A 23,257-nucleotide genomic window follows, 5' to 3' on the forward strand; every position below is an offset into this window, starting at 1 on the left:
CATAAGTGCATTATCAAAACCTTTAAAGAGATATGGTGATTTATGTCCAAAGTTGGTTATGCTCGAGTGAGTTCCACGGGTCAAAGCTTAGAAGTGCAACTGGGCAAGTTACATCGAGCTGAGTGCAATAAGATATATCAAGAAAAACGCAGTGGGAGGACGGCTGAACGGTCTGAATTTCAATCTTGCATGAGTTATTTACGTGAAGGGGATACCCTAGTGGTAACCCGACTCGATCGTCTTGCTCGCTCAGTCGTCCACTTAGCCCAGATTGCTTCGCGTTTTCAAAGTGAAGGTATTGATTTGCTCGTTATCGATCAGAACATTGATACGAGCACTTCGACTGGGAGACTCATGTTCAATATGTTGGCTGCTATTGCTGAGTTTGAAAATGACTTGCGGACAGAGAGGCAAGCTGAAGGTATCGCAAAAGCACATGAAAATGGAGTTAAATTTGGTAGGCCTGTAAAACTTACGGACACCTTAAAACAAGCAATTTATGATAAAAGAGCTGAGGGGGCCACTATTGGTCAGCTTGCCAAGGAGTATCACCTTGGAGAAGCTTCTATTTATCGGGCAATAAATTCAGTTAAGCAATCAATTGTTTCCCCCTACTCGATAGATGTTAAAGAGCTGCGAGATTATGGAAAATATAAAACGTGATTGATACTGACTATTGTATGTATTGACGTTTAAAATTAGCCTTACTGTATTAACGTAACATCAATAGGTATGATAAATTTTCCTTATCTAAAGAGCCTTAGCCTAACATTAATATTTCGGGTATACGGATTTAATGGTTGATGGGGCACCTTCACCCCATCAATCTGATACCACCCTCAGATGGTTGACAGATCGACTCCGTAGTTGAGTTCCTCTGCGAAGTCCGGCAGTCCGTAACCGATGGTTTTCTTGTAGAAAGGAGAGACCTTCGCAGTCGGTGCCTTCTTCTTGTGCTTCGTGGTGTAGAGCATTCGTGCCCGCATCACCTCGAAGGAGTAACCGCGCCCTTCACGGTTCTTGTCCTTGGCCAGTCGGTTGATGGACTCCGTGTAAGCGTTGGTGACGGGCATGTCCGTCTCGAAGTAGGTCATGGTCTCTTCGCGCCAGTTTCCCACTGCCCTGACCAGATCGCTCCAGACTTCCTTTTGGCCCTTCGGGATGGTGGCTATCCACTCGTCCAGGGCGGCTTCTGCCTGGAGCCGTGTGGTGGCGTCCCAGATGCCGTAGAAGCGCTCCTTGTGCTCGTAGGCGGCCAGCAGTTGCGGGAACGCGCCTGTCCAGGTCTCCATGATGAGGCGCTCCCGGTCTGAGACTTCGTGAGCGCGTTTCAGCAGGATTTTCCGGTCTCCCTTGAGAGTCCGGCTCTGGGACGGTTTCAGCTCCTTTCTGAGGCCCTTGCGCACTCTCTCTAGGGCATCGTTGGCCATGCGCACCACATGGAACTTATCGACCACGATACGGGCCTGGGGCAGCACAGCCTTGACCGCTGCCCGGTAGGGGTTCCACATGTCCATGCTGACGATCTCGACCTTCTGCCGGTCTTTCAGCTTCATCAGGTAGTTGGTCACCACGTCCTGGCGGCGGGTGGCCAGCAGGTCGAGCAGGGTTCGCTCCTCAATGTTGGTCAGAATGCAGCGGTAGCGCTTGTTCAGGTATAGCTCGTCAATGCCCAGGATGCGGGGCGTCTCGAAGCGGTGCCAGCGCCCCAGGAACTCGGCGCGGGCGTTGAAGATGTCGCGCACCGTCTTCTCGTCCAGGCCGGTCTGTGCCGCCACAAAGGTGTAGGGGTGGTTGAAGGATTCCTTCTCCACGTACTCATGCAGCCGCAGTGTCATACGGAATCCGTCCACCATCTCCGGTAGCTGGGGCCTGAATGTTGTCTTGCAGGCCCGGCAGGTGTATCGGCGGCGGACCACCCAGAGAGTGACCCGCTTGCCGTGGATGGGCAGATCACGATAGGGAACGTCACGCTTGCCGAACCGTACGAACTCACCCTGCACGCCGCATTCCTCGCAGGCGATGGGATCGGGCACGTCCACCTGGAAGTGCATTTCGTCGTCGGTTGATTTGCAGCCCAGTACTTGGTATTGCGGCAGGTGAAGGATGTTGTCGGGAAGTTCGGTCATGGTGTTGTATAGGCGTAGGTGTCAGTCAGATCCATCCGGCTCGGCATTGGTGTTTGCTTTTTTACCCAACAAACTGCTGGAAACGAAAAGTAAGGCACCGAGGACAATTGCAATATCAGCCAGGTTGAAGGCCGGCCAATGCCAATCTCGCCAATAGAAATCAAAGGAATCCACAACATAGCCGCGAAAGACCCGGTCAATCAGGTTGCCCATGGCGCCACCGAGGATAAGACTGTAAGCGATGGCTTCTCCTTTATGACGATTTTCAAGGATCAGGTTGATCAGAAAAATCGAGACCACTACCGCGATTCCGATAAAAAAGTAGCGCTGCCAGCCTCCACCATTCGCAAAAAGACTGAATGCGGCACCTGTGTTCCATAGGTGCACCCAGTTAAAGAACGGGGTCACCGAAACATACTCGCCATAGGCCATTGATTGCTGCACCAGCCACTTTACAGCCTGATCAGACGCTGCCAGCAGGCCCGATATGGACAATAGGGCATACGGCGAGAGCTTTTTGCCAATAATGAGCATTATTTAACCCTTCAACGCCAAAATGCGTCTGGCACCGTTAAGTACAATGCCCCCCGCGATGATGCCGATAATCAGATCCGGATAATTGGAACCGGTCCACGCGACCAGGGCGCCGGCGGTGATGACCCCCAGGTTGATCACCACGTCGTTGGCCGAGAATATCCAGCTTGCCTTCATGTGCGCCCCGCCTTCCCGATGTTTGGATATGAGCAGCAGACAACTGGTATTGGCAATCAATGCGACGAATGCGATAGCCATCATCACCAGCGATTCAGGCTCACTACCGAATACAAAGCGTCTCACCACCTCTACGAGCACGCCCACAGCCAAGATCAGTTGCAGTACACCAGCAAGATGCGCGGCACGTACCTGCATTTTCACGCTATGTCCAACCGCATAAAGGGCAAGCCCGTACACCGCCGCATCGGCAAAATTGTCCAGGGATTCTCCAATCAGGCCGGTGGACTGGGCGATCAGACCGGCAGTCATTTCCACCACGAACAGAAGTGCATTGATGCCGAGCAACCAGCGCAGGGTCCCGGATTCTTGCTTAGCAGAAGCTGCCGAAAACTCGGCGGCCTTGATGGTCTCCGGATTTGCAGCGACGGTTTCCTGAAGCGAGGCGCCTAGCCCCAAGGTCTTCAGTTTCGAGGTGACGGGCTCGACCTCGCCGTCATGCACGACCTTCAGCCGGCGGTTCGACAAGTCGAAGGACAGCGCCCGAATCTCCTCAAAGCCGTTCAGGGCTAGGCGAATCATTCGTTCTTCTGATGGACAGTCCATCTTCGGCACGGCATAAACACTGACCCATCTCCCTGGCGCCTCGGAGGAGGCCTGTATATCGGTATCCGCTGCGGACGTTGCATCACCGCCACAGGCGCCACCACAGGATTTGCTCATGATACGACTCCACTTGAACAATGTTGTGGTACCATTTAAAACTATAAAGCTACTATAAGGTCAATAGAGTAAAGAATCCGTTGGGGAGGAGGCTGATGCGCATTGGTCAGTTGGCGCAGTTGGTAGGGGTCGAAACACAGACGATCCGCTTCTATGAACAGCAGGGCTTGTTGCCGCCGCCTGATCGGCAGGACAACGGTTACCGTGTCTATACCGAGAAGCATGGTGAGGGGCTGGCCTTCATCCGTCGCTGCAGAATCCTGGGCCTGTCACTGGCTGAGATTCACGAACTACAGAGCTATCAGGACGACCCTCATCAGCCTTGTACCGCCGTCAACGCCTTGCTCGATGATCACATCTCTCATGTGCGGTCGCAGATAACCGCTCTGCAAGCGCTTGAGAAACAACTCGTTTCACTGAGAGCGAGTTGCAACGATGACCGGGAAGTTGAGGCGTGTGGGGTTCTTGCTGGAATTAGCGAAGGAAACATGCACCAGCAGTAGGTGAAGCATCAACCAGATAATCCGATGAGATGCCGGTCTGTCTCACTCTCATGCAAAGGTAAGATCAACCATTTAATCCGCTTACCCAATATTTCTACGAACAGTTAATGCAGCGAGTCACGGTAGGATCAAACATAAGCCGATTCAAATCGATATCTTCACCACAGACAAAACAGCTGCCATATTCATCGCTATTTATGCGCAATAATGCACCTTCAATAACTTGTAACTGATGCTGCTTGCGTCTCGCAGTTTCTAATTCCATTTGCTGTCCTTGCAATGCATCTATACGTGAAAGACGTCCGAGTCGTGATTGGTCAAGTTCGACAACTTGCACATCACTCGTTTGTGCTGCAATCTGCGCTAACAAACTTTCCAGCATTTGCTGTAACTGTAAATGCAGTTGTTGCTTTAGCTGCTCGTTCATTTCACCTCCAAACTTAAGCGTCAGAACCTATCTCTATTACTATGCACTAACCAGCGTCTTGGATACTGATTAGTGCAATATCAATAGCTGTTAGCGCAATAATAATAATGGGATATGGCTTTTACTGATCATCTTTGTGGTATTGCTTCCCACAAAAAACTCTCTTATCCGCGAATGGCCGTAGGCCCCCATCACCATAAGATCGATGTGATGCTCAAGTTGATAGATCTCAAGAGCCGTTTGAACTTCTCCCTGACAAACAGCGGTAACCACATTGAAATTCGCCGCCATCAGAGATTCGGTCACCAACGCCAGTTCTGCTGTCGCCTGTGATTGAGCATCAGACACCATCACCAAATGACATTCAAGCCCTTTTAAGAGTGGACTTGTTAGCACTTGATTAAGGGCTTTTTTCGCAGTAATGCTGCCATCGTAGGCAATCATAAATCGTTTCGGTGCTTCAAACTCTGTCATCACCACTAAAATAGGCTGCTTAACTGTGCGAATGACGTTTTCTAGATGGCTGCCAATCGCCTGCGCTTGATCTTGATGTTGCTCCCCTTGACGCCCCATCACCACCAATCTGGCATGGGATTCTTGCTCTAACAGGGTTTCGACTAAATCGCCGTGACGCTGCAAGGTTTTAACCACGACTGCAGGTTGTGCCTCCACGATGCGCGTTTGCGCATCTTGCAACATATACTTACCCTGCTCGAGTGCCAGCTTGCCCCGGCGCGCTTCGAGCTCAACCATTTCATTGAGCAAGTGCTCCCGTGTACCTAGGCCAATATTTCCCGACAGATCTGACTCTATCGGATAGGCTGACTTATCCAATACATGTAATAGGATTACAGGGGCATTCAGTTGAAAGGCGGCCCAGCCACTGGCATCACATACAGCGGATGTCACATTTGAACCGTCAATACAAGCAATCACATTTGTCATCGTTTTATTCCTTTGTTGTTGTGTTGCTAATGGCTTAGTGACCAGACATCATTTTTTCAACTTCTTCTGGCTTATCGTGTACCCCAAATTTATCGACTATGGTGGCACTGGCTTCGTTAAGGCCAATCAACTCAACCTCAGTCCCCTCGCGGCGGAATTTAATCACTACCTTGTCGAGGGCCGATACCGCGGTAATATCCCAAAAATGTGCTTGAGATAAGTCGATAGTCACTTTATCAACCACTTCCCTAAAATCGAATGAATTACTGAACTTATCTGATGAAGCAAAAAAGACTTGTCCAATAACCTGATAATGGCGACCAGTGTCAGCAGCAGTCGTTGTACTCTTAACCACCATAAAACGTCCCACTTTATTAGCAAAAAATAGGGACGCGAGTAATACACCTACAAATACCCCAATTGCTAAGTTATGGGTAGCGACCACGACCACAACCGTCGCCACCATCACAAGGTTGGTTGACATAGGATGATGCTTAAGATTACGGATTGAATCCCAAGAGAATGTACCGATAGCCACCATGATCATCACGGCAACCAGTGCCGCCATAGGAATAAGCTTTAACCACTCTCCTAAAAACACCACCATCACAAGTAAAAAAACGCCTGCAGCGAAGGATGATAAACGTCCGCGACCACCCGATTTAACGTTGATGATCGACTGACCAATCATAGCGCAACCAGCCATACCGCCCATTAAACCCGCGCCGATATTGGCAATACCTTGGCCCTTACACTCGCGATTCTTATCGCTTTGGGTATCGGTTAAGTCATCAACTATGGTGGCGGTCATCATAGATTCCAGCAAGCCCACCACGGCAAGGCCGGCCGAGTAAGGGAAGATGATCATCAGAGTTTCAAGGGTCAAGGGCACTTCAGGCCAGAGGAAAATAGGTAAAGTATCAGGCAGTTGTCCCATGTCGCCGACAGTACGAATATCTAACCCCATATAAACCGCAAAAAGCGTTAATCCGACAATACACACGAGAGGCGAAGGTACGGATTTACCAATCACAGGGATGAGTGGGAATAGGTAAATGATACCGAGGCCAGCTACCGTCATCGCATATACGTGCCAAGTCACATTGGTCAGTTCGGGCAACTGGGCCATAAAGATCAGAATCGCCAGTGCATTCACAAAACCCGTCACCACAGAGCGGGAGACGAAACGCATCAAGCTACCGAGTTTTAAGTAACCCGCAGCAATTTGCAGCACACCGGTTAATAAGGTCGCCGCGAGTAAATACTCAAGGCCATGTTCCTTTACTAAGGTCACCATTAACAGTGCCATCGCGCCTGTTGCGGCAGAGATCATGCCAGGACGGCCACCAGTAAAGGCAATAACCACAGCGATACAGAATGAAGCATATAGGCCGACCTTAGGATCGACACCTGCAATAATAGAAAAGGCAATTGCCTCAGGGATTAACGCCAGCGCTACCACAATACCGGCTAACAGATCTCCGCGTATATTGGAGAACCACTCTTTTTTCATGGTTTGAATCATGTTACTCACTCTGATTAAAATTAAATCAATAACAAAAGCTAACGCTAGCCATATACACAGATGTGCAAAGACAAGAGCTTTTTCGTCAACGTGACGAATCAATATTAGATTTATGGAGGTACAACAAAAGCTACCGAAGGGTAGATACTACGAACGGATCTGAGCGATCCAAAATGAAGGGGGTTAAACTAATGCGGCTTAAAGCTCATTACAGAAATTATCCTTACAACAGGTAAAATGAGTAAAATTTTGATTTTTAGCTATATACAGAAACACAATATAGAGTTAGGTAAGGATACCGTTCAGGTCGTTGAAAGTCAAAGGACCAAAATCAGATTAACTATGATCCGGTAAGCTGTAACGACTTAAATTCAGTGTTAATGAGCGTAACCAGATAAATTCCACATTAAAAACAAAAAAAACAGTGGCTTAATTTAGCTCAAGAGCTTAGTTATAAAGCTAACTTTACATTTTCGGCGCGTTGGGCAAATTTAGCCACAGAGCTGCTGCAGCGCCGCGTGCTGCATGCCGACGAGACGCCGGTGTCCATGCTCAAGCCGGGCAACGGCAAGGCGCACCGGGCGTACCTATGGGCCTATGCCACGGGCGCCTTCGAGAACATCAAGGCGGTCGTCTACGACTTCTGCGAATCGCGCTCGGGCGAACACGCCCGGCGCTTCCTGGGCGACTGGAGAGGCAGCCTCACCTGTGACGACTTCAGCGGCTACAAGGCCTTGATCGCAAGTGGTGTGACCGAGGTCGGCTGCCTGGCGCACGCGCGGCGCAAGTTCTTCGATTTGCACGCGGCGAACCAAAGCCAGATCGCCGAGGTCGCGCTGCAGCAGTTCGCGCGGGTCTACGAGATCGAGCGTGAGGTCAAGGAGATTGCGACCGATCAGCGCCAAACCATCCGGCAACAACAAACGAAGCCGCTGCTTGATGCCTTGCACCAGTGGATGGTGCTGCAACGCCAGAAGGTGCCGGAAGGCTCGGCAAGCGCCAAAGCGCTGGACTACAGCTTGCGGCGCTGGGAGGCTTTGACCCGGTTCGTCGATGACGGACAGCTGCCCGTGGACAACAACTGGATCGAGAACCAGATTCGGCCGATTGCCATTGGCCGCAACAACTGGCTCTTTGCGGGCAGCCTACGAGCTGGTCAGAGGGCAGCAGCCGTCATGACGCTCATCCAGTCAGCACGACTCAATGGGCATGATCCCTATGCGTATCTCAAGGACGTTTTGGCTCGCTTGCCGACGCAACGGGTTAGCCTGGTTCACGAGTTGCTACCGCATCGTTGGTTCGCACCGAGCTGAATGTCGTTATTTGAGGCTCCGCTCAGCGAACGGTTGGCCAGCTTGCCCCAGTGGCGCTGCGCAGCGATTCAAGTGCACCGCAATCGCCAACGCATACCCCTCCCGCACAGGTACTGCGGATGGCACGCAGTTGCTTGCGCAGCGCCTGCAACTCGGCGATTCGCTGCTCTACCAAGCGCATTTGATCGTCTAGCAAGGCATTGACCTCGTCGCAGGACATGGCGGGGTCGTCCTGCAACTGCAGCAGAGCCCGGATATCGTCGTGCGACATGTCCAGCGAGCGGCACCGAACGATGAAGGCCAACCTGTCGACATGCTGTTGGCCATATTGCCGATAGTTGTTGGCGGCCCGCAGGGGCGCCTGCAGAAGGCCCTCTGCTTCATAAAAGCGCACCGCGGGAACGGAGCACCCTGCCAATGACGATAGTTCACCGATTTTCATATTTGCCTACCTACCGCTTGACTCTACAGCTACTTGAGGGTTTCTAATACGGGACATGAGTACATGTCAAAGCAGTAGCTGCTCGAGCAGTTGCAATTCGCAGACGGTCGACGAGGCCCCAAGCGCCATTGCTTCCGTGGAGAGCACATTTTCAGTTCCGGGAATGGACTGCCCCTCCGAGGAGAACCTCATTCGCATGGCGCTGGGTGGTCTGACCGGGGTTGGGCCGATGACCTTCGATCTGGCCCATCGGCAGCTCCGGGTGGTGCACTCGGGCGAGCCCGCCAGGATCGCCCAGAAGCTGACGCCCCTGAACTTGGGTGCGGTTCTGCTGACAAGCGAGAGGCGCACCGAAGGCGGGCAGTGGAAGACGCGTTTCTCCGTGCCGAAGATGGATTGCCCGTCGGAGGAGAATCTCATTCGGATGGCGCTGGCCGATGCGTCGGCTGTTGCGGCACTGGACTTCGATCTGAAGGACCGTGTACTCACCGTGCAGCATGGGGGAAGTACGCAAGAGCTGCTGGGCCGTCTCATCCCTCTCAACCTCGGCGCGCAAGTGTTGGACAGCGTGCAAAGCGACGAGTCTACGGCCCCAGACGCAGAGGGGAATGCCTCTGAGGCTCGGACCTTAAAGCTGCTGCTCGCTATCAACGGTGCGATGTTTGTCTTTGAGTTGATCGTTGGCCTGATCGCCCAGTCCACAGGTCTCATAGCGGACTCGCTTGACATGTTCGCCGATGCGGCGGTCTACGGACTGGCGCTCTATGCGGTGGGCCGCGCCGCCGCCTTGAAGATGAAGGCAGCGCACATCGCTGGTTGGTTGCAAGTCGTGCTTGCGCTTGGCGCGCTTTTGGAGGTCGTTCGGCGGGCAGTTGTGGGAAGTGAGCCGGCGTCCATGCTCATGATGAGTATCGGGCTGGTCGCATTGATCGCCAACGTCACCTGCCTGGTGCTGATCGCCAAGAAGCGGGATCGGGGCGCCCACATGACGGCAAGCTACATTTTTTCTGCGAATGATGTGATCGCAAACGCGGGGGTGATAGTCGCTGGTGTTTTGGTCGCTTGGACGGGCTCCTCGTACCCTGACCTCGTGATTGGCGCAGTCATTGCGCTGATAGTGCTCAGCGGTGCCCGGCGCATCCTGAACCTCCGATAGCCAATCTAGCGGCATCCCACACCGATGCCTAGCCAAGGTGGGATGGCCGGCCGCTTACACAGCGTCACGCCCAATGCTGTTTCCAGTGCGTCGACATGCCGCCCCACGGTGGGCTGGGCAATTCCCATGGAGCGCGCTGCACCGGACAGCGAGCCCTCTTCCAGTACGCCCAAAAAGGTGCGATACAGCTCCCAGCCAATATCGGTGTTGTTGATGGTCATACGAAAATGTATGGCGACTATCACATCTTGGTCAATTGCTTAATAGCAGTGCCCGCTAGAAACTCCTTGCCATCGCAACACATCCGGGGGTAATGAATGGAAAGCAACACGGCCTTGGTTCTAGGAGCCACCGGCGGCATTGGTGGCGAAATGGCTCGGCAATTACGCGATGCTGGCTGGACAGTGCGTGCATTGCGCCGAAGCGGTGAGCAGCAAATTGAGCGGCGCGACGCCATGAACCGCGAGGACGTGCTGGCAGCAGCAGAAGGCTGTTCCGTCATAGTGCACGCAGTCAACCCACCCGGTTATCGTCGTTGGGGTGAGCTGGTACTGCCCATGCTGGACAACACCATCGCCGCCGCGCATGCTAACGGAGCTACTATCGTGCTGCCTGGCACAGTCTACAACTACGGTCCCAGCTCCTTTCCCACGTTACATGAGGATTCACCGCAGCAGCCCATCACCCGGAAGGGAAGCATACGTGTGGAGATGGAGCAGCGTCTGAAGCAGGCCAGCAGCCAGAACTGCAGAGTGCTCCTGGTGCGTGCGGGGGACTTCTTCGGACCCAAGCTGGGCAGTAGCTGGTTCTCGCAGGGCATGCTAAAGCCCGGTCAGCCGGTTAAGTCTATTAGTGTGCCCAACGCACCCGGCATGGGCCACCAGTGGTCTTACCTACCCGACGTAGCCCGCACTATGGTGGAGCTGTTGCAGCTGCGTAGCACGTTGGATCCCTTTGCCGCCTTCCACACGGCCGGTCATTGGGACGCAGACGGCACCCAGTTGGCGGAAGCGATCTGCCGCGTGGTAGTCAAGCGCGGAGGAGTCAAGCCCAAAGTGAGAGCCTTCCCCTGGTGGCTTACCGTGCTTGCTGCGCCCTTTGTACCGACCCTGCGAGAGCTATGTCAGATGCGCTATTTGTGGAGCACGCGGGTAAAGATGAGCAACGCCAAGCTGGTCTCGACGCTTGGGCATGAGCCGCATACGCCGCTGGATGAGGCGGTGGAGGCCGCCTTGGAAGGTATGGGGTGCTTGCAGACGACGCCTGTGCGCAAGTTAAGCACCGTCAACAGTGATGGCTAACGACATCTGTCGCAAATTTCACAGTGCTTGATTGACTGTGATCAACCTAGACCTGCCTTTCACAGCTACCTACCGGACGACAGCTTCTGGCCGGGAGCCGAAACCCAGAGTTGGGGCGTCAACCTGATCTATACCCTAACCTGATGTCAGGGCGGCCCGCCTTGAAACGTCAGTATAGAGTCCAGTGTGTTATTTATTGACACATGCCGCAAAAGGTCATAGATTTCTTCCTGACATTCTCGTCTTGGGAGGCATCTTGCAAGGTCAACGCATTGGCTATGTCCGGGTCAGCAGCTTTGACCAGAACCCGGAAAGGCAACTCGAACACGTCGAAGTCGGCAAGGTGTTTTCCGACAAGGCGTCGGGCAAGGACACCCAGCGTCCGGAGCTGGAAAGACTGCTCGCCTTCGTGCGCGAAGGCGACACCGTGGTGGTTCACAGCATGGATCGCTTGGCGCGCAACCTCGATGACTTGCGCCGCCTGGTGCAAAAGCTGACCAAGCGCGGCGTGCGCATTGAGTTCGTCAAGGAGAGCCTGGCCTTCACTGGCGAGGACTCGCCGATGGCGAACCTGATGCTGTCCGTCATGGGCGCGTTCGCCGAGTTCGAGCGGGCTTTGATCCGCGAGCGTCAGAGGGAAGGCATCGCGCTCGCCAAGCAGCGTGGAGCCTATCGGGGCCGCAAGAAAGCGCTGTCGCCCGAACAGGTAGCCGATCTGCGGCAGCGTGTCGCCGGCGGCGAACAAAAAGCGAAGTTGGCCCGCGAGTTTGGTGTCAGCCGGGAGACCCTGTATCAGTACTTGAGATTGGATCAATAGAGATGCCGCGTCGTTCCATCCTGTCCGCCGCCGAGCGGGAAAGCCTGTTGGCGTTGCCGGATACCAAGGATGACTTGATCCGTCACTACGCGTTCAGCGAAAGCGACCTGTCCATCATCCGGCAGCGGCGCGGCCCGGCCAACCGGCTGGGCTTCGCCGTGCAGCTCTGCTACCTGCGTTTTCCTGGTGTCATCCTTGGCGTCGATGAGCCACCGTTTCCGCCCTTGTTGAAGCTGGTCGCCGACCAAATCAAGGTCAATATCGAAAGTTGGGGCGAGTACGGACAGCGGGAGCAGACCCGGCGCGAGCACCTGGTCGAACTGCAAACGGTGTTCAGCTTCCAGCCCTTCACCATGAGCCACTACCGGCAGGCCGTCCACACGCTGACCGAGCTGGCCATGCAGACCGACAAGGGCATTGTGCTCGCAAGCGCCTTGATCGAGCATCTGCGGCGGCTGTCGATCATTCTGCCCGCGCTCAACGCCATCGAGCGGGTCTGTGCCGAGGCGATCACCCGCGCCAACCGACGCATTTACGAAGCCATGTCCGGGCCGTTGTCGAACGTGCACCGGCATCGCCTCGACGATTTGCTTAAGCGCCGCGACAACGGCAAGACGACTTGGCTGGCCTGGCTGCGCCAGTCGCCCGTCAAACCGAACTCGCGGCACATGCTGGAACACATCGAACGCCTCAAGGCGTGGCAGGCGCTCGACCTGCCTTCCGGCATCGAGCGGTCGGTACACCAGAACCGGCTGCTCAAGATCGCCCGCGAGGGCGGCCAGATGACGCCCGCCGACCTGGCCAAGTTCGAGGCCCAGCGACGCTATGCCACCCTGGTGGCGCTGGCCATCGAAGGCATGGCCACCGTCACCGACGAAATCATCGACCTGCACGACCGCATCCTGGGCAAGTTGTTCAACGCCGCGAAGAACAAGCATCAGCAGCAATTCCAGGCGTCCGGCAAGGCGATCAACGCCAAGGTGCGCCTGTTCGGGCGCATCGGCCAGGTGCTGATCGAGGCCAAGCAGGCGGGGCGCGATCCGTTCGCCGCCATTGAGGCCGTCATGTCCTGGGATGCCTTCGCCGAGAGCGTCACCGAAGCCCAGAAGCTCGCGCAACCTGAGGACTTCGATTTCCTGCACCGCATCGGCGAAAGCTACGCCACGCTGCACCGTTACGCGCCGGAATTCCTCGCTGTACTCAAGCTACGGGCCGCGCCTGCCGCCAAGAACGTGCTCGATGCCATCGAGGTGCTGCGCAACATGAACAGCGACAACGCCCGCAAGGTGCCTGCCGACGCGCCGACCGACTTCATCAAGCCACGTTGGCAGAAGCTGGTGATGACCGACGCCGGCATCGACCGGCGCTACTACGAGCTGTGCGCGCTGTCGGAGATGAAGAATGCGCTGCGCTCCGGTGACATCTGGGTGCAAGGCTCGCGCCAGTTCAAGGACTTCGAGGACTACCTGATGCCGACCGCGAAATTCGCCAGCCTCAAGCAGGCCAGCGAATTGCCGCTGGCCGTGGCCACCGACTGCGACCGGTACCTGCATGACCGGCTGATGCTGCTGGAAACGCAGCTCGCCACCGTCAACCGCATGGCGACGGCCAACGAGCTGCCCGACGCCATCATCACGGAGTCGGGCTTGAAGATCACGCCGCTGGATGCAGCGGTGCCCGACACCGCGCAGGCGTTGATCGACCAAACGGCCATGATCCTGCCGCACGTCAAGATCACCGAACTGCTGCTCGAAGTCGATGAGTGGACGGGCTTCACCCGCCACTTCACACACTTGAAATCGGCCGATCTGGCCAAGGACAAGAATCTGTTGCTGACCACGATCCTGGCCGACGCGATCAATCTCGGCCTGACCAAGATGGCCGAGTCCTGCCCCGGAACGACCTACGCCAAACTCGCTTGGCTGCAAGCCTGGCATACCCGCGACGAAACCTATTCGACGGCGCTGGCCGAACTGGTCAACGCCCAGTTCCGGCATCCCTTCGCCGAGCACTGGGGCGACGGCACCACGTCATCGTCGGACGGCCAGAACTTCCGAACCGGCAGCAAGGCCGAAAGCACCGGCCACATCAACCCGAAATACGGCAGCAGCCCAGGGCGGACGTTCTACACCCACATCTCCGACCAGTACGCGCCGTTCCACACCAAGGTGGTCAACGTCGGCGTGCGCGATTCGACCTACGTGCTCGACGGGTTGCTGTACCACGAATCCGACCTGCGGATCGAGGAACACTACACCGACACGGCGGGCTTCACCGATCACGTCTTCGCACTGATGCACCTCTTGGGCTTCCGCTTCGCGCCGCGCATCCGCGACCTGGGCGACACCAAGCTCTACATCCCGAAGGGCAATGCCGCCTATGACGCGCTCAAACCGATGATCGGCGGCACGCTCAACATCAAGCACGTCCGCGCCCATTGGGACGAGATTCTGCGGCTGGCCACCTCGATCAAGCAAGGCACGGTTACGGCCTCGCTGATGCTGCGCAAACTCGGCAGCTACCCGCGACAGAACGGCCTGGCCGTGGCCCTGCGCGAGCTGGGGCGTATCGAGCGCACGCTGTTCATCCTGGACTGGCTGCAAAGCGTCGAGCTGCGCCGCCGTGTGCATGCCGGGCTGAACAAGGGCGAGGCCCGCAACGCGCTGGCCCGCGCCGTGTTCTTCAACCGCCTGGGTGAAATCCGCGACCGCAGCTTCGAGCAGCAGCGCTACCGAGCCAGCGGCCTCAACCTGGTGACGGCCGCCATCGTGCTGTGGAACACGGTCTATCTGGAACGGGCAGCGAACGCACTACGCGGCCACGGTCAAGCGGTCGATGACGGCCTGTTGAAATACCTGTCGCCGCTCGGCTGGGAGCACATCAACCTGACCGGCGATTACCTCTGGCGCAGCAGCGCCAAGATCGGCGCAGGCAAGTTCCGGCCGCTGCGACCACTGCATCCGGCTTAGCGTGCTTTATTTTCCGTTTTCTGAGACGACCCCAAGATAGATTGAAATTATTTCGTCTGGATAAAACCCTTCCGTGCTGAGAAGGGTTTTGTTACATGGTCACGTTTACTCAGGGGTAGATTCGATGGTGACGCCGCCAAAGGTGCCAAGGATTTCAGAAGCCGACTTATCTGATCGTGTTTTGCGCTGTTCTGATGCGTCGAAGCTGCGAAGCATTTTGAGCTCAACATCCTTGTCTTGTAGCAGAATCAGGGGCATGGGCGCGGTAACGGTTTTGAGTACGCCTGCGGCCATGACGTTTGCTACCGGCTGCACTTTTACCTCCCTTCGCTCCCGGAGGTAAGGCTCTGGAGTGCTGACTATCCTCTGGATAAGTTGTTCAAGGGGAAGCTGATAGTCAGCACCAGAGCGTTCAAGCTCCTCTCTTATTCGTTGCAAGAGTTCTTCTTTCACAGGCTTCTTTAAAGAGTCCTTCCGTTGCCAGGTGAAGCGGATAGAGTCGATGTCGCCACTGGAATAGCATCGGATTTGCCTGTAAAGGTGAAGTGTCATTACTCCAGGGCAGTCTACTCGAAGTGCTTCAAACCGCTCTTGCCTGGAGGGGTATGTAGAGATAATGAACTCTTCTATACCGGCTTTGGCCGCATTGATACGATCAACTGTTGCAGCAATTTCAGCAGCCAGCCCGACTTTGGAAGGGGAGAACCATAGGACCCCCACTGTGCGCCTGGCGGACTTCTGCGAATAGTCTGGGTTGATGTGCAGATCTTTGTAGCTATGCGCTGCGAGTTCAAGAGCTTCGCGTCCTATTTGTTCCGTCACGACAATATTGTTGATACGCTCATTCTCCATTCCCTTTCTGGTAGGGGGGATGGCCGCAACTTTTGCGTACCGTGGTGGTAGTCGTTTGATAATGGAAGACAGGTTCGTTAAGTCCCGGCACATGGCCGAGAATTGTTCTGAAATGAAGTTTTTAGCCATGTTGCCGCCTGTGTGTGGGTTTGTTCTAACAGATCATTGGTTACATAGTAGACAGTATTAGACCATCATGCAACGAGGGGAGGAAGCAAGAATACGCCTCCGCTTCGCTTCGGCGGGTGTCCTGTTTGACCTTCGTGTGTGAGATTAGATTGAGAAAGAGAGAGAAAAAGAGAGAAAGAAGAAAAGCGCGGGTCAGGCCAGAAATGTGGCTGAGTGGGACTGCGGGGGTGGGGCTGGCACCCATTATACCCCACTTTGCATGATGGTCTAACTTTGTGGTTATAGGACGACTTTTAGGGTGCCTAGATTTGCTCGATTAGGACAAATTTCGGTCCATCCACGCTGATTGGCGTAGCAGCGCGATGGCATCAGAAGGGGTAACTTTCCATGCGTTGGAAAGCTGGCGAACTGCGAAAACTGCAAGCTCCATCCGGTCGTCATCATTGATAAAATTCTGGAGCTGGTTGCCTCTCTCGCTGAGAATGATTGCAACACCGGCTTTGCCGTTGTTGTAAACCGCAAAGCTCTTGTTCTTCGAGTCACCGTGATATGAACCCTCAGCCTTGCTACGCAAGCCAAAGAGAACACAGCAAAACGCCGTCAGCTCGCCACGAGTGAGTTGCACTGTGATCTTGCTTTTCCAGTCTGGGCTGGACCCCGACGCCCTGATCGGTGCAATCTCGATGCTGACAGTAGGATAATCACCTCTGGTTAGCGTGTGTTGCACATTAATGCCGGTACGTTTCGCCGGGTCTTTCTGCCAGTCTGAGAAAAATTTCAGGCTTTCGCCGTAGGATTGTTCTGTCATTCCAAATTACCTTTGCTTTGAAGCTCCTGGAGCTGAACCACGAGATTACGTTGGACTTTTGCTATCTCTGTCACCAGATCGGCGGTGGCAATGGCGTCGGTCGCTGCTGAATGGGCTCGACCTTTCCAAACCACGCCTGCTTGGTAGGTTGCATCCGCAAGCGAGATAGTGCCGTGCCGGTTGGTTGAACCAAAGGCATCAGACGCCAGCGTCATCGCACACAGCAAATTTTTCTCTTCCCACCAAGGCATATGATCTCCAAATGCACCGGCAGTCTGCCTCAACAGCCTGCTATCGAAACTGGAGTTAAATATCACTACATGTCGGCCAGAGAGAAGCTGGGCAAGAGCTGGCGCAATTTGAGGCCACATAGGCTCATTCGTCAGATCCGCCTCGCTGATTCCATGAACATCCATTGCATGAGGGGAAATTTTCACGGTTGGCCGCAACCTGGTGTTCAGTAGAACATCGCCCCAGATGTCTGTGACAGCCAACTCTATCACCTGGTCTCTTTCACCAAGGCCGGTCGTCTCAGTGTCGAGAACTATGGGCTCCAGGTTTACCCATGTTTCAGCCACAACCGATGCTTTTGCTAGGTTGCTACGCATTCTTGCTTTGATAGATAGGATAAGCTGAGCCCTGATTTGTTTTTCTGAGGCCGGTGAACAGGCCCTGCTCTTCATTGGCTCGCAATCAGCAATACGGAACACGCCAAATTGTCTGCCATACCCGTTTTTGTAGAACGAAACAGGCTCCACTCCGGGCTTGGGCTTCATCCTAAATTCATCCCTGAGCCGCCCCTTTGAAAAGCATCTATCGTCTTTTATGGCATCGGCTCTGGCGAGTTCGAGTTCTTCATCATTCATGTTGTTAATCCGCTAGATCGAGGCGTTGGCTTGCTCTCTTCAAACGTTCATCACCACGTCTGTCATATTTCTGGGTGGTGGCGATACTTGAGTGGCCCATAGCATCCTTCACGGTCACAATGTCCTCACCGTTATCCAGCATCGAGGAGGCAAAGGTACGCCGAAGATCGTGAGGGGCGAACTTTTCCAGACCTGTTTCGACTCTTCTGGTTTCCAGAATGTGGTAGATGGCCTGATCAGACATCCTCTCTCCTGTCACATCATCAAATCGCCTTATCCTCGGGAAAAGAGGACCTTCATGCTCCCCCCGAACCTCTTCAACCCACTTCTCCAGTCTTTTCCATGCACCGCCAGGTACATAAGCAATTCTCTCTTTGTTGCCCTTGCCAAGCACCTTGAGAGCTCGGTCCTTATAAATCATGTCCACCATGTCCAAGGCGACAATTTCAGAACGACGTAAACCGCATCCGAGAAGAACCCCCAAAATAGCCGCGTCACGCACCCCCTTGGAGCTTAGGTCGCTTTCACATGTAAAAAAAAGACTGCGAATTTCATGGCGTTCAAGGGCTCTGCCCTTGGGTAGCCTGGACCCTTTCACAGAGCGCACTTGCTTAATGTGCTGGAAACTGTCCGTGTCTATTTGTTTCATCGTCCACGCTTCAAGAGCTACACCTTTCAGCGCTGCGAGATAGGTGTTGATGGTTGCCGGAGCTTTACCTGAATCGCTTAGCATTTCGAGCACGGCCAAAATGTGGTGCCTCCTCATTGAGCTCCATGCACAATCACGAAGGTTCTGAAACCCGATCATCTTGGCGACAATATTAAGGAATGAGCCCATAGTCTGCCTACTTCGCTTTGAGCCAAGACTCAACAGATAGGCGATGGCAGGGTTGTCATGGATGTTCTGGAGAGAACTCGATGATGGCAGCAACTCACTACGGACGCTTTGTTCTAACGGAACAGGGGCTCCTGTAAGTGGAATTGGCCCTTCTTTGTCGTTGTTCGTATTGTACAAAATCACCTCCTAAGGCCGACCGCCACGAGAACCAAATCCCATATTTTGAGGTGGAGAGGGGTTTCCCTCTCAATATGTTGCGTTTCGTAGCTTTGTATCAGTGATTCATACTTGGTCGGAGCGCACAGCAATTCGTAAACTGTTCGATTGGGCTTGGTGATCGGCTTGTTCGGAGTGAAACCATGTTTGTTCTGTAGGTACAGCGCTACCGCTCCGCTTCTGGATTCACCGTAGTAGCAATGAACGAATATCTGATCGATACCGCTACCAACCAATCCATCTAGGAAGGTGGACAGCTTTTCAGCCTGGAACGAGTCGATGTAGGATGCGTAATTCATCCGGAACGCTGACTTCATCGTGTAGATGGTGTTCTCGGAATAGCCTCCGTCGTAGAAGCTGTCACGGTACAATAGCTCCCAGGCACCAAGCGTAGCAGGGGACTTATCAGGGTCAGTTATGGAGATCATGGCCGCACCGGGAACCGGCTCCAGTCTTTCGGCCTCCGCTTGACTGATAAAAAAGACTTTTTTGCTAAGCATGTCCCATCATCTCCTTACAAGGATGCGTTGCGAGCAGCTCACGCACCTGACTTTGCCCCTCTTGAGTATCTACAGGAGCGGTCGTATACACACCTCCATGCCGCAAGTCCACAATACTGGTCCGACAGCAAGAACCTACGTTCTGAACTTTATTGTCCGAATCCAAACCCGCAAAAGTATGGCACGGTCCAGGGAATGGTTTCCTGCAAATAGAGCAGCGCTCAAAGTTCTTATCGAGGATTCTCTTTAACACTTTTTCAAATTTGTTCTTATTTAACATCGAGTTCTCCGTACAGGGTTACTTGTCCAGCATCTTAGCCAAGGCGATCTGCTGGCCTTCGCTACAAGGAGAAAAACCGGCAAAAGTACCAGCATTAACCTTGAGCTCATCAAATCGTTCATAGGTGTCCCGGTAGTACACCTTACGTTTTCCAATTCCACCTTCGAGGTTTGCGGCCAACCAGGCGATTACCGCTTCCGCATCGTTCGTAACTGATGCTCCCTGATCCAGATCGATAAGTACCAGGTGGGTGTCCGTCTGGAGCGCTACCTCGAAGGCTGCTCTTACATCAAAAATCACTGATCTCGTTCCTCGTATAAAGTTGGCATTCTCCACCACCTATCCTATTTCAAAAACTCTACTTTTTCAAAGAAACATTTTAATAAGTAGAACAACAATAGAGAAAATTCAATTTATTTACCGTAATTATGATAATTACGGTAATACGATAATTTTACAGATTTAAACGGAATGGTATAAGATGTTGCGTTGGAACATACTTGCTGAAAAAACGCTTAACAACGATAGTGAACACATCATGTGCAGGTGCGAGAAATAATATGTATAAGAGCCTTGAAGATCTGATGGCCGGTATTTACGAGATGGCCGCGCCAGGCGGCGTAATCTATAACGAAGTTTCCAAGTTCCTTGCGGCCAATCAGGTTAAGCCGGAAGAAATAAACTCAGGAATTTGGTTTTTCCTTTGGCTTAAATCAGCCCCAATAAAAGCAAAACCCATTCAAAAGAAGATCCCGGGGTTTGGTGTTGTTCTCAATATTCCGACGCATGGCGGAATGCTCAATGAAGCGATTACTAGCCTCATTGAAAAGGAGTGCCGACAAATACAACTGGCTGAGGAACATGAAAGCCTTGAGGATTGGGTTGAATCGGTATCAGCTGATCGAGATGACGGAGAGGAAAATGAAGCTGCGGCAAATATCGTGGACCTGCTTAATGGGTGTCACGACCTACTGGATACAGCAATAATCAATTACCTTTTTAAAGTGGGAAAAATCAACGAGCAAGAGATTTTGTCGCTTATCTATTATGGAGAGCTATGTGACCACTCTCTTGTCGGTACGCCTTTTTCAACGTTACATATCCCGAGTGAAAATAACGTCCACGAACGTAACATCATCCCCATTAAAAAAGGAGCCAGTTAGGCTCCTTTTTATTATTCAAGGTTTGCTCTGCGAAACCACCTCATCCCACGTATGCAAGACCTTCGATAGGTGCTGATGCTTTCGGGTGAAGTCTTTATCATCCAGGAGCGCTTTAAATGGCGCGTTCAGGTCACTACATGTGACGTTCTTGCCGATCACAGACAGGGTATCCTTGAGTGATCCACCAGCAGCATCCAGCCCCATTATATCGACGGTCTCACTACTCACCATTGCCTGGACAACATTGGTGAATGCCTTTGAGTTGAGCTGCTCAACGCTCAGGGCTGTATTGCATTTCTGCTCAACCGCTTGCTTGTACTGAATGGTGTACTTTGCAGTGATAGGTGACATGGTGTTCATCGCAAGTATGTATGCGTCCACCTCACTGGCCGGTAATGTCGCGGCGTGGACTGACGAACCAGATGCGGCTACGGCCATTATCAAAGCTATTACCTTCATATTTTTCATTGTTTTGAAATCCCCCTTTTCAAGATCGAGCGACAGCCCTACTGTACCAAGAATAACTCATTAATTTTTCACTAGGAATCTCATTTATCACTTTGATTATTAAGAAAGCACTCGTCTCAAGTTGCCCTTTTGGGGCGCATAAAGGAACGAAAGAAGCAACTTTCACATGTGAAAGATAGGGATGCTGGCCTTACCGAACGGGCTGTAGTTCGCCTTCCAAACCACTTGGCCGCTGGCGTTGGCAATACCAACGCCAGAAACGTTCGCGTAGACCTATTTTCCACCTCCACCCCTAAATTCATTGATTTTCTTTTCTGTTCGAATCGTCTGAAAAACACCATAAGCACCGATAAAGACTCCAAAACCTCCCCATACAGCCATCATCATCACAAATACAAACATGGAATCATTTCCATTTATTAGCCTGTACGCTACATAGGAAAGGAGTCCAAATACACCACCCAAAGCTGGCAGGCAGATCAAATATGCCGCAATTGCTTTATTTCTAGTCATTACTCACCGCCGTTTACTGTGGCAGAACTCGATTAAGGACATAGTTGAACCTATCACACCAATCACGGCACCTATCGCCAAAAAAACCCAAAACACCATTTCATTTTGCTGGTTCGTTTGATGCAATCCTAAAATCAATGCCAATTTTTGACCGCCATAGCCCACAACCCACCCTATCAACACAGATCCAAATAAGAACGGGAAGTAAATAGTTCCCAAAAACCACATCCAACGTTTATAAGTTTTCATCAAAATCGCCTTCCAAACCTTTTGGCTGCTGGCGTTGAAATGCCCAACGCCAGCAGGGTTCACTTACTTAAAATGTTCAGGAATCATCTTGATTTGTTCTTCCGCATCCCAATTTTTGGGTTTATCACTAGGCTCTAACCATTCGCATCCACTAGAGAGCCAGCCGCCTCTTAGAGCTCGTACATTTTCGAGCGTGGTATCGCCATAACCGAACTCCACTCCACAGCATGAACATATTTCGTATGTAGGTGTTTTATCATCTTCGCCCCAAGGTGGATCTTCGTGGAAAAGACCGCATACTCTACAGTGATGTTTAATTTTACTGGTCATAGAAATACTCCAATGGTGTTTTGTATTTGTTGGGCTCACATTTACCTTGGAGAACCGCAGGTTGAAGGTTGGCCCCTGGGTGGTGATGCTTGCTTTGCCAAAGGGGCTGTAGCTCACCTTCCAAACCACTTGGCCGCTGGCATCGGCGTCTATATGTTTATCGTTGTGTGGCTTTCAGCCAAACGCTCTCAAATTCATCTTTTGTGGTTGCCTCTATTTGAAATTGAGGGTCGCATGATATTTCAACTTCCATAGGGATTTCGTTTTCAGACAAACGTGTCGTTCCTTTCGTCTTTTTATCAGAGGCATATCCATACTCTCCGTTCGGAAAGACTTCGACCTTCCTTTTCTCAAAACGATGATCATCCAACTCGCTGTACATGAGCGCAGGTTCATCATGGAAAGTGTGTACCCATCTCACCTTTAAATATTTCATAGCTAATTTCTCCCTCCACCAAAATGAAGCCCCCTATAGAGTGAGATCATGACCTCTGTGCTTAATAGGCTTATCCTGAACCTTTTGCACTTTGATGCCCATCTTTCCTCGAACATGATTAATAGCAATGTCTAGCCAAGAGCTATCCAGAGTAAGAGTTGTGGTTATAACACCTCGCTCATTTACGCCATAAAGGCAGGCATTACTAGAAACTAATATACTTTTCTTTCCTGACGCCTCACCATTTAGCTTGTGCTTTATCAGCCTTAAAATATACCGGGACATTGTTTCTTCATCGACGGCAGCTTCAAGCATATTTTTTAGTGAGGAAGGACGGCTCGAAAAATAGTTTTGGGCCACCAAGATAGCACCTTCTCCTTGTTGTGATCCCGCCACGATAAAGTGGTGAGAATCATCTCCTTCAAGTTCCGCTTTTGCTTCTTTGTAATCTCTAAATTTGATCTGCTCTGTTCTCCATAGCGACAGATCCCTCTTGAACTCAATAAGGATCAACTTATTTCTGTGACTCATCATTGCATCACCCATTACTTCATGATTTCCATCAAATGGGGTTATCATATTGCCGTCCAATAGACATGACCGCACAAAAGCGTATTCAACTGTTTTTTCCCACCAAATCACCTGGGT

Annotated in this window: 26 protein-coding genes and 3 pseudogenes; 8 read left to right on the forward strand and 21 right to left on the reverse strand. The window is 52.5% G+C overall.

Features of this window, described 5'->3' with window-relative positions; all coding sequences use genetic code 11:
- Positions 1-42 precede the first annotated feature (42 nt).
- Positions 43-663, forward strand: coding sequence for a recombinase family protein (locus VRUMOI_RS18120; protein ID WP_011787804.1), 621 nt, complete (start codon positions 43-45; stop codon positions 661-663).
- Between the two features lie 176 nt (positions 664-839).
- Here VRUMOI_RS18120 and VRUMOI_RS18130 read toward each other — a convergent pair whose 3' ends face one another.
- The 3 genes from VRUMOI_RS18130 to VRUMOI_RS18140 are packed head-to-tail and all read right to left on the reverse strand — an operon-like array spanning position 840 to position 3,563.
- Positions 840-2,129 carry an ISL3-like element ISPpu12 family transposase gene (locus VRUMOI_RS18130; protein WP_004574636.1) on the reverse strand — a complete coding sequence of 430 codons (1,290 nt, stop codon included), beginning with the start codon at positions 2,127-2,129 and terminating at the stop codon, positions 840-842.
- A gap of 21 nt (positions 2,130-2,150) precedes the next feature.
- The gene (gene lspA / locus VRUMOI_RS18135) at positions 2,151-2,663 is read right to left on the reverse strand and encodes a signal peptidase II (protein ID WP_089140475.1); all 513 of its coding nucleotides are present in this window, start codon (positions 2,661-2,663) and stop codon (positions 2,151-2,153) included.
- Between the two features lie 3 nt (positions 2,664-2,666).
- Positions 2,667-3,563, reverse strand: coding sequence for a cation transporter (locus VRUMOI_RS18140; RefSeq protein WP_089140476.1), 897 nt, complete (start codon positions 3,561-3,563; stop codon positions 2,667-2,669).
- Positions 3,564-3,658: 95 nt separating this feature from the next.
- Between VRUMOI_RS18140 and cadR (VRUMOI_RS18145) the strand changes: the two genes are divergently transcribed.
- Positions 3,659-4,066 (forward strand): Cd(II)/Pb(II)-responsive transcriptional regulator, encoded by a 408-nt coding sequence (cadR, locus tag VRUMOI_RS18145; RefSeq protein WP_004364961.1) that lies wholly within the window; start codon positions 3,659-3,661, stop codon positions 4,064-4,066.
- 94 nt (positions 4,067-4,160) lie between these two features.
- On the opposite strand, the gene VRUMOI_RS18150 is transcribed toward cadR (VRUMOI_RS18145), so the two are convergent.
- From VRUMOI_RS18150 to VRUMOI_RS18160, 3 genes are all read right to left on the reverse strand, one after another.
- Complete coding sequence (locus tag VRUMOI_RS18150) at positions 4,161-4,493, reverse strand: TraR/DksA family transcriptional regulator (RefSeq protein WP_011787803.1); 333 nt, start codon at positions 4,491-4,493, stop codon at positions 4,161-4,163.
- Positions 4,494-4,583: 90 nt separating this feature from the next.
- Entirely contained in the window at positions 4,584-5,438 is an 855-nt protein-coding gene (locus VRUMOI_RS18155) for a universal stress protein (RefSeq protein ID WP_011787802.1), read from the reverse strand.
- A 34-nt stretch (positions 5,439-5,472) separates the two neighbouring features.
- Positions 5,473-6,963 (reverse strand): SulP family inorganic anion transporter, encoded by a 1,491-nt coding sequence (locus VRUMOI_RS18160; RefSeq protein ID WP_011787801.1) that lies wholly within the window; start codon positions 6,961-6,963, stop codon positions 5,473-5,475.
- 491 nt (positions 6,964-7,454) lie between these two features.
- On the opposite strand from VRUMOI_RS18160, the pseudogene tnpC reads away from it, so the two are divergent.
- A pseudogene (gene tnpC / locus VRUMOI_RS18165) lies at positions 7,455-8,276 on the forward strand (IS66 family transposase); the annotation flags it as partial.
- Positions 8,277-8,298: 22 nt separating this feature from the next.
- Here the strand turns inward: tnpC and cadR (VRUMOI_RS18170) are convergent.
- Complete coding sequence (gene cadR / locus VRUMOI_RS18170; RefSeq protein WP_010791743.1) at positions 8,299-8,718, reverse strand: Cd(II)/Pb(II)-responsive transcriptional regulator; 420 nt, start codon at positions 8,716-8,718, stop codon at positions 8,299-8,301.
- Positions 8,719-8,881: 163 nt separating this feature from the next.
- Here cadR (VRUMOI_RS18170) and VRUMOI_RS18175 point away from each other — a divergent pair, with 163 nt between their 5' ends.
- Positions 8,882-9,874, forward strand: a complete 993-nt coding sequence (locus tag VRUMOI_RS18175; RefSeq protein ID WP_010791742.1) for a cation transporter — start codon at positions 8,882-8,884, stop codon at positions 9,872-9,874.
- Positions 9,875-9,924: 50 nt separating this feature from the next.
- Here VRUMOI_RS18175 and VRUMOI_RS18180 read toward each other — a convergent pair.
- A pseudogene (locus tag VRUMOI_RS18180) lies at positions 9,925-10,095 on the reverse strand (helix-turn-helix domain-containing protein); the annotation flags it as partial.
- Between the two features lie 96 nt (positions 10,096-10,191).
- On the opposite strand from VRUMOI_RS18180, the gene VRUMOI_RS18185 reads away from it, so the two are divergent.
- The 3 genes from VRUMOI_RS18185 (at position 10,192) to VRUMOI_RS18195 (ending at position 14,961) form a co-directional block, all read left to right on the forward strand.
- Positions 10,192-11,175, forward strand: coding sequence for an NAD-dependent epimerase/dehydratase family protein (locus tag VRUMOI_RS18185; RefSeq protein ID WP_055396456.1), 984 nt, complete (start codon positions 10,192-10,194; stop codon positions 11,173-11,175).
- Between the two features lie 256 nt (positions 11,176-11,431).
- On the forward strand, positions 11,432-11,992 hold the full coding sequence (locus tag VRUMOI_RS18190; protein ID WP_089140477.1) for a recombinase family protein: 561 nt from the start codon (positions 11,432-11,434) through the stop codon (positions 11,990-11,992).
- A 2-nt stretch (positions 11,993-11,994) separates the two neighbouring features.
- The gene (locus tag VRUMOI_RS18195; RefSeq protein WP_060784211.1) at positions 11,995-14,961 is read left to right on the forward strand and encodes a Tn3 family transposase; all 2,967 of its coding nucleotides are present in this window, start codon (positions 11,995-11,997) and stop codon (positions 14,959-14,961) included.
- A 105-nt stretch (positions 14,962-15,066) separates the two neighbouring features.
- Here VRUMOI_RS18195 and VRUMOI_RS18200 read toward each other — a convergent pair whose 3' ends face one another.
- The 6 genes from VRUMOI_RS18200 to VRUMOI_RS18230 all read right to left on the reverse strand — a co-directional run bounded on the left by VRUMOI_RS18200 (position 15,067) and on the right by VRUMOI_RS18230 (position 19,750).
- A complete protein-coding gene (locus VRUMOI_RS18200; RefSeq protein WP_022635564.1) occupies positions 15,067-15,942 on the reverse strand; it encodes a DNA replication terminus site-binding protein in 876 nt (291 codons plus the stop codon).
- A gap of 316 nt (positions 15,943-16,258) precedes the next feature.
- Entirely contained in the window at positions 16,259-16,750 is a 492-nt protein-coding gene (locus VRUMOI_RS18205; protein WP_071681582.1) for a hypothetical protein, read from the reverse strand.
- Positions 16,747-17,616: a 3'-5' exonuclease gene (locus tag VRUMOI_RS18210; protein WP_089140423.1), complete on the reverse strand. Its 870-nt coding sequence runs from the start codon at positions 17,614-17,616 to the stop codon at positions 16,747-16,749. Before VRUMOI_RS18210 ends, VRUMOI_RS18205 begins: the two co-directional genes overlap by 4 nt.
- A 4-nt stretch (positions 17,617-17,620) precedes the next feature.
- Positions 17,621-18,631, reverse strand: a complete 1,011-nt coding sequence (locus tag VRUMOI_RS18215) for a tyrosine-type recombinase/integrase (RefSeq protein WP_071681586.1) — start codon at positions 18,629-18,631, stop codon at positions 17,621-17,623.
- A gap of 2 nt (positions 18,632-18,633) precedes the next feature.
- Positions 18,634-19,170, reverse strand: a complete 537-nt coding sequence (locus VRUMOI_RS18220; protein WP_089140424.1) for a protein-tyrosine phosphatase family protein — start codon at positions 19,168-19,170, stop codon at positions 18,634-18,636.
- A gap of 298 nt (positions 19,171-19,468) precedes the next feature.
- Positions 19,469-19,750: a hypothetical protein gene (locus tag VRUMOI_RS18230; protein ID WP_114822873.1), complete on the reverse strand. Its 282-nt coding sequence runs from the start codon at positions 19,748-19,750 to the stop codon at positions 19,469-19,471.
- 260 nt (positions 19,751-20,010) lie between these two features.
- Here VRUMOI_RS18230 and VRUMOI_RS18235 point away from each other — a divergent pair, with 260 nt between their 5' ends.
- Complete coding sequence (locus VRUMOI_RS18235) at positions 20,011-20,613, forward strand: hypothetical protein (protein WP_089140426.1); 603 nt, start codon at positions 20,011-20,013, stop codon at positions 20,611-20,613.
- A gap of 15 nt (positions 20,614-20,628) precedes the next feature.
- On the opposite strand, the gene VRUMOI_RS18240 is transcribed toward VRUMOI_RS18235, so the two are convergent.
- The 7 genes and pseudogenes from VRUMOI_RS18240 to VRUMOI_RS18265 form a co-directional block, all read right to left on the reverse strand.
- Positions 20,629-21,081: a hypothetical protein gene (locus VRUMOI_RS18240; RefSeq protein ID WP_162598459.1), complete on the reverse strand. Its 453-nt coding sequence runs from the start codon at positions 21,079-21,081 to the stop codon at positions 20,629-20,631.
- 273 nt (positions 21,082-21,354) lie between these two features.
- The gene (locus tag VRUMOI_RS18245; RefSeq protein WP_089140427.1) at positions 21,355-21,594 is read right to left on the reverse strand and encodes a hypothetical protein; all 240 of its coding nucleotides are present in this window, start codon (positions 21,592-21,594) and stop codon (positions 21,355-21,357) included.
- 3 nt (positions 21,595-21,597) lie between these two features.
- Positions 21,598-21,843 (reverse strand): hypothetical protein, encoded by a 246-nt coding sequence (locus VRUMOI_RS18250; protein WP_089140428.1) that lies wholly within the window; start codon positions 21,841-21,843, stop codon positions 21,598-21,600.
- A gap of 63 nt (positions 21,844-21,906) precedes the next feature.
- Entirely contained in the window at positions 21,907-22,173 is a 267-nt protein-coding gene (locus tag VRUMOI_RS18255) for a hypothetical protein (protein ID WP_089140429.1), read from the reverse strand.
- A gap of 51 nt (positions 22,174-22,224) precedes the next feature.
- Positions 22,225-22,317, reverse strand: a pseudogene (locus VRUMOI_RS19790) (hypothetical protein); the annotation flags it as partial.
- A gap of 13 nt (positions 22,318-22,330) precedes the next feature.
- Positions 22,331-22,609 (reverse strand): DUF6881 domain-containing protein, encoded by a 279-nt coding sequence (locus VRUMOI_RS18260; protein WP_089140430.1) that lies wholly within the window; start codon positions 22,607-22,609, stop codon positions 22,331-22,333.
- Positions 22,610-22,642: 33 nt separating this feature from the next.
- Entirely contained in the window at positions 22,643-23,251 is a 609-nt protein-coding gene (locus tag VRUMOI_RS18265; RefSeq protein ID WP_089140431.1) for a hypothetical protein, read from the reverse strand.
- Positions 23,252-23,257: the final 6 nt, after the last annotated feature.

It is taken from the genome of Vibrio rumoiensis (assembly GCF_002218045.2).
GTDB classification, from domain to species: Bacteria; Pseudomonadota; Gammaproteobacteria; order Enterobacterales; family Vibrionaceae; genus Vibrio; species Vibrio rumoiensis.

Excerpts from the sequence above, each read along its gene's own strand:
- VRUMOI_RS18120 (WP_011787804.1), top strand. The coding sequence starts at position 43 with ATGTCCAAAGTTGGTTATGCTCGAGTGAGTTCCACGGGTCAAAGCTTA.
- VRUMOI_RS18130 (WP_004574636.1), bottom strand. The coding sequence starts at position 2,129 with ATGACCGAACTTCCCGACAACATCCTTCACCTGCCGCAATACCAAGTA.
- lspA (WP_089140475.1), bottom strand. The coding sequence starts at position 2,663 with ATGCTCATTATTGGCAAAAAGCTCTCGCCGTATGCCCTATTGTCCATA.
- VRUMOI_RS18140 (WP_089140476.1), bottom strand. The coding sequence starts at position 3,563 with ATGAGCAAATCCTGTGGTGGCGCCTGTGGCGGTGATGCAACGTCCGCA.
- cadR (WP_004364961.1), top strand. The coding sequence starts at position 3,659 with ATGCGCATTGGTCAGTTGGCGCAGTTGGTAGGGGTCGAAACACAGACG.
- VRUMOI_RS18150 (WP_011787803.1), bottom strand. The coding sequence starts at position 4,493 with ATGAACGAGCAGCTAAAGCAACAACTGCATTTACAGTTACAGCAAATG.
- VRUMOI_RS18155 (WP_011787802.1), bottom strand. The coding sequence starts at position 5,438 with ATGACAAATGTGATTGCTTGTATTGACGGTTCAAATGTGACATCCGCT.
- VRUMOI_RS18160 (WP_011787801.1), bottom strand. The coding sequence starts at position 6,963 with ATGATTCAAACCATGAAAAAAGAGTGGTTCTCCAATATACGCGGAGAT.
- cadR (WP_010791743.1), bottom strand. The coding sequence starts at position 8,718 with ATGAAAATCGGTGAACTATCGTCATTGGCAGGGTGCTCCGTTCCCGCG.
- VRUMOI_RS18175 (WP_010791742.1), top strand. The coding sequence starts at position 8,882 with ATGGACTGCCCCTCCGAGGAGAACCTCATTCGCATGGCGCTGGGTGGT.
- VRUMOI_RS18185 (WP_055396456.1), top strand. The coding sequence starts at position 10,192 with ATGGAAAGCAACACGGCCTTGGTTCTAGGAGCCACCGGCGGCATTGGT.
- VRUMOI_RS18195 (WP_060784211.1), top strand. The coding sequence starts at position 11,995 with ATGCCGCGTCGTTCCATCCTGTCCGCCGCCGAGCGGGAAAGCCTGTTG.
- VRUMOI_RS18200 (WP_022635564.1), bottom strand. The coding sequence starts at position 15,942 with ATGGCTAAAAACTTCATTTCAGAACAATTCTCGGCCATGTGCCGGGAC.
- VRUMOI_RS18205 (WP_071681582.1), bottom strand. The coding sequence starts at position 16,750 with ATGACAGAACAATCCTACGGCGAAAGCCTGAAATTTTTCTCAGACTGG.
- VRUMOI_RS18210 (WP_089140423.1), bottom strand. The coding sequence starts at position 17,616 with ATGAATGATGAAGAACTCGAACTCGCCAGAGCCGATGCCATAAAAGAC.
- VRUMOI_RS18220 (WP_089140424.1), bottom strand. The coding sequence starts at position 19,170 with ATGCTTAGCAAAAAAGTCTTTTTTATCAGTCAAGCGGAGGCCGAAAGA.
- VRUMOI_RS18235 (WP_089140426.1), top strand. The coding sequence starts at position 20,011 with ATGTATAAGAGCCTTGAAGATCTGATGGCCGGTATTTACGAGATGGCC.
- VRUMOI_RS18240 (WP_162598459.1), bottom strand. The coding sequence starts at position 21,081 with ATGAAAAATATGAAGGTAATAGCTTTGATAATGGCCGTAGCCGCATCT.
- VRUMOI_RS18245 (WP_089140427.1), bottom strand. The coding sequence starts at position 21,594 with ATGACTAGAAATAAAGCAATTGCGGCATATTTGATCTGCCTGCCAGCT.
- VRUMOI_RS18250 (WP_089140428.1), bottom strand. The coding sequence starts at position 21,843 with ATGAAAACTTATAAACGTTGGATGTGGTTTTTGGGAACTATTTACTTC.
- VRUMOI_RS18255 (WP_089140429.1), bottom strand. The coding sequence starts at position 22,173 with ATGACCAGTAAAATTAAACATCACTGTAGAGTATGCGGTCTTTTCCAC.
- VRUMOI_RS18260 (WP_089140430.1), bottom strand. The coding sequence starts at position 22,609 with ATGAAATATTTAAAGGTGAGATGGGTACACACTTTCCATGATGAACCT.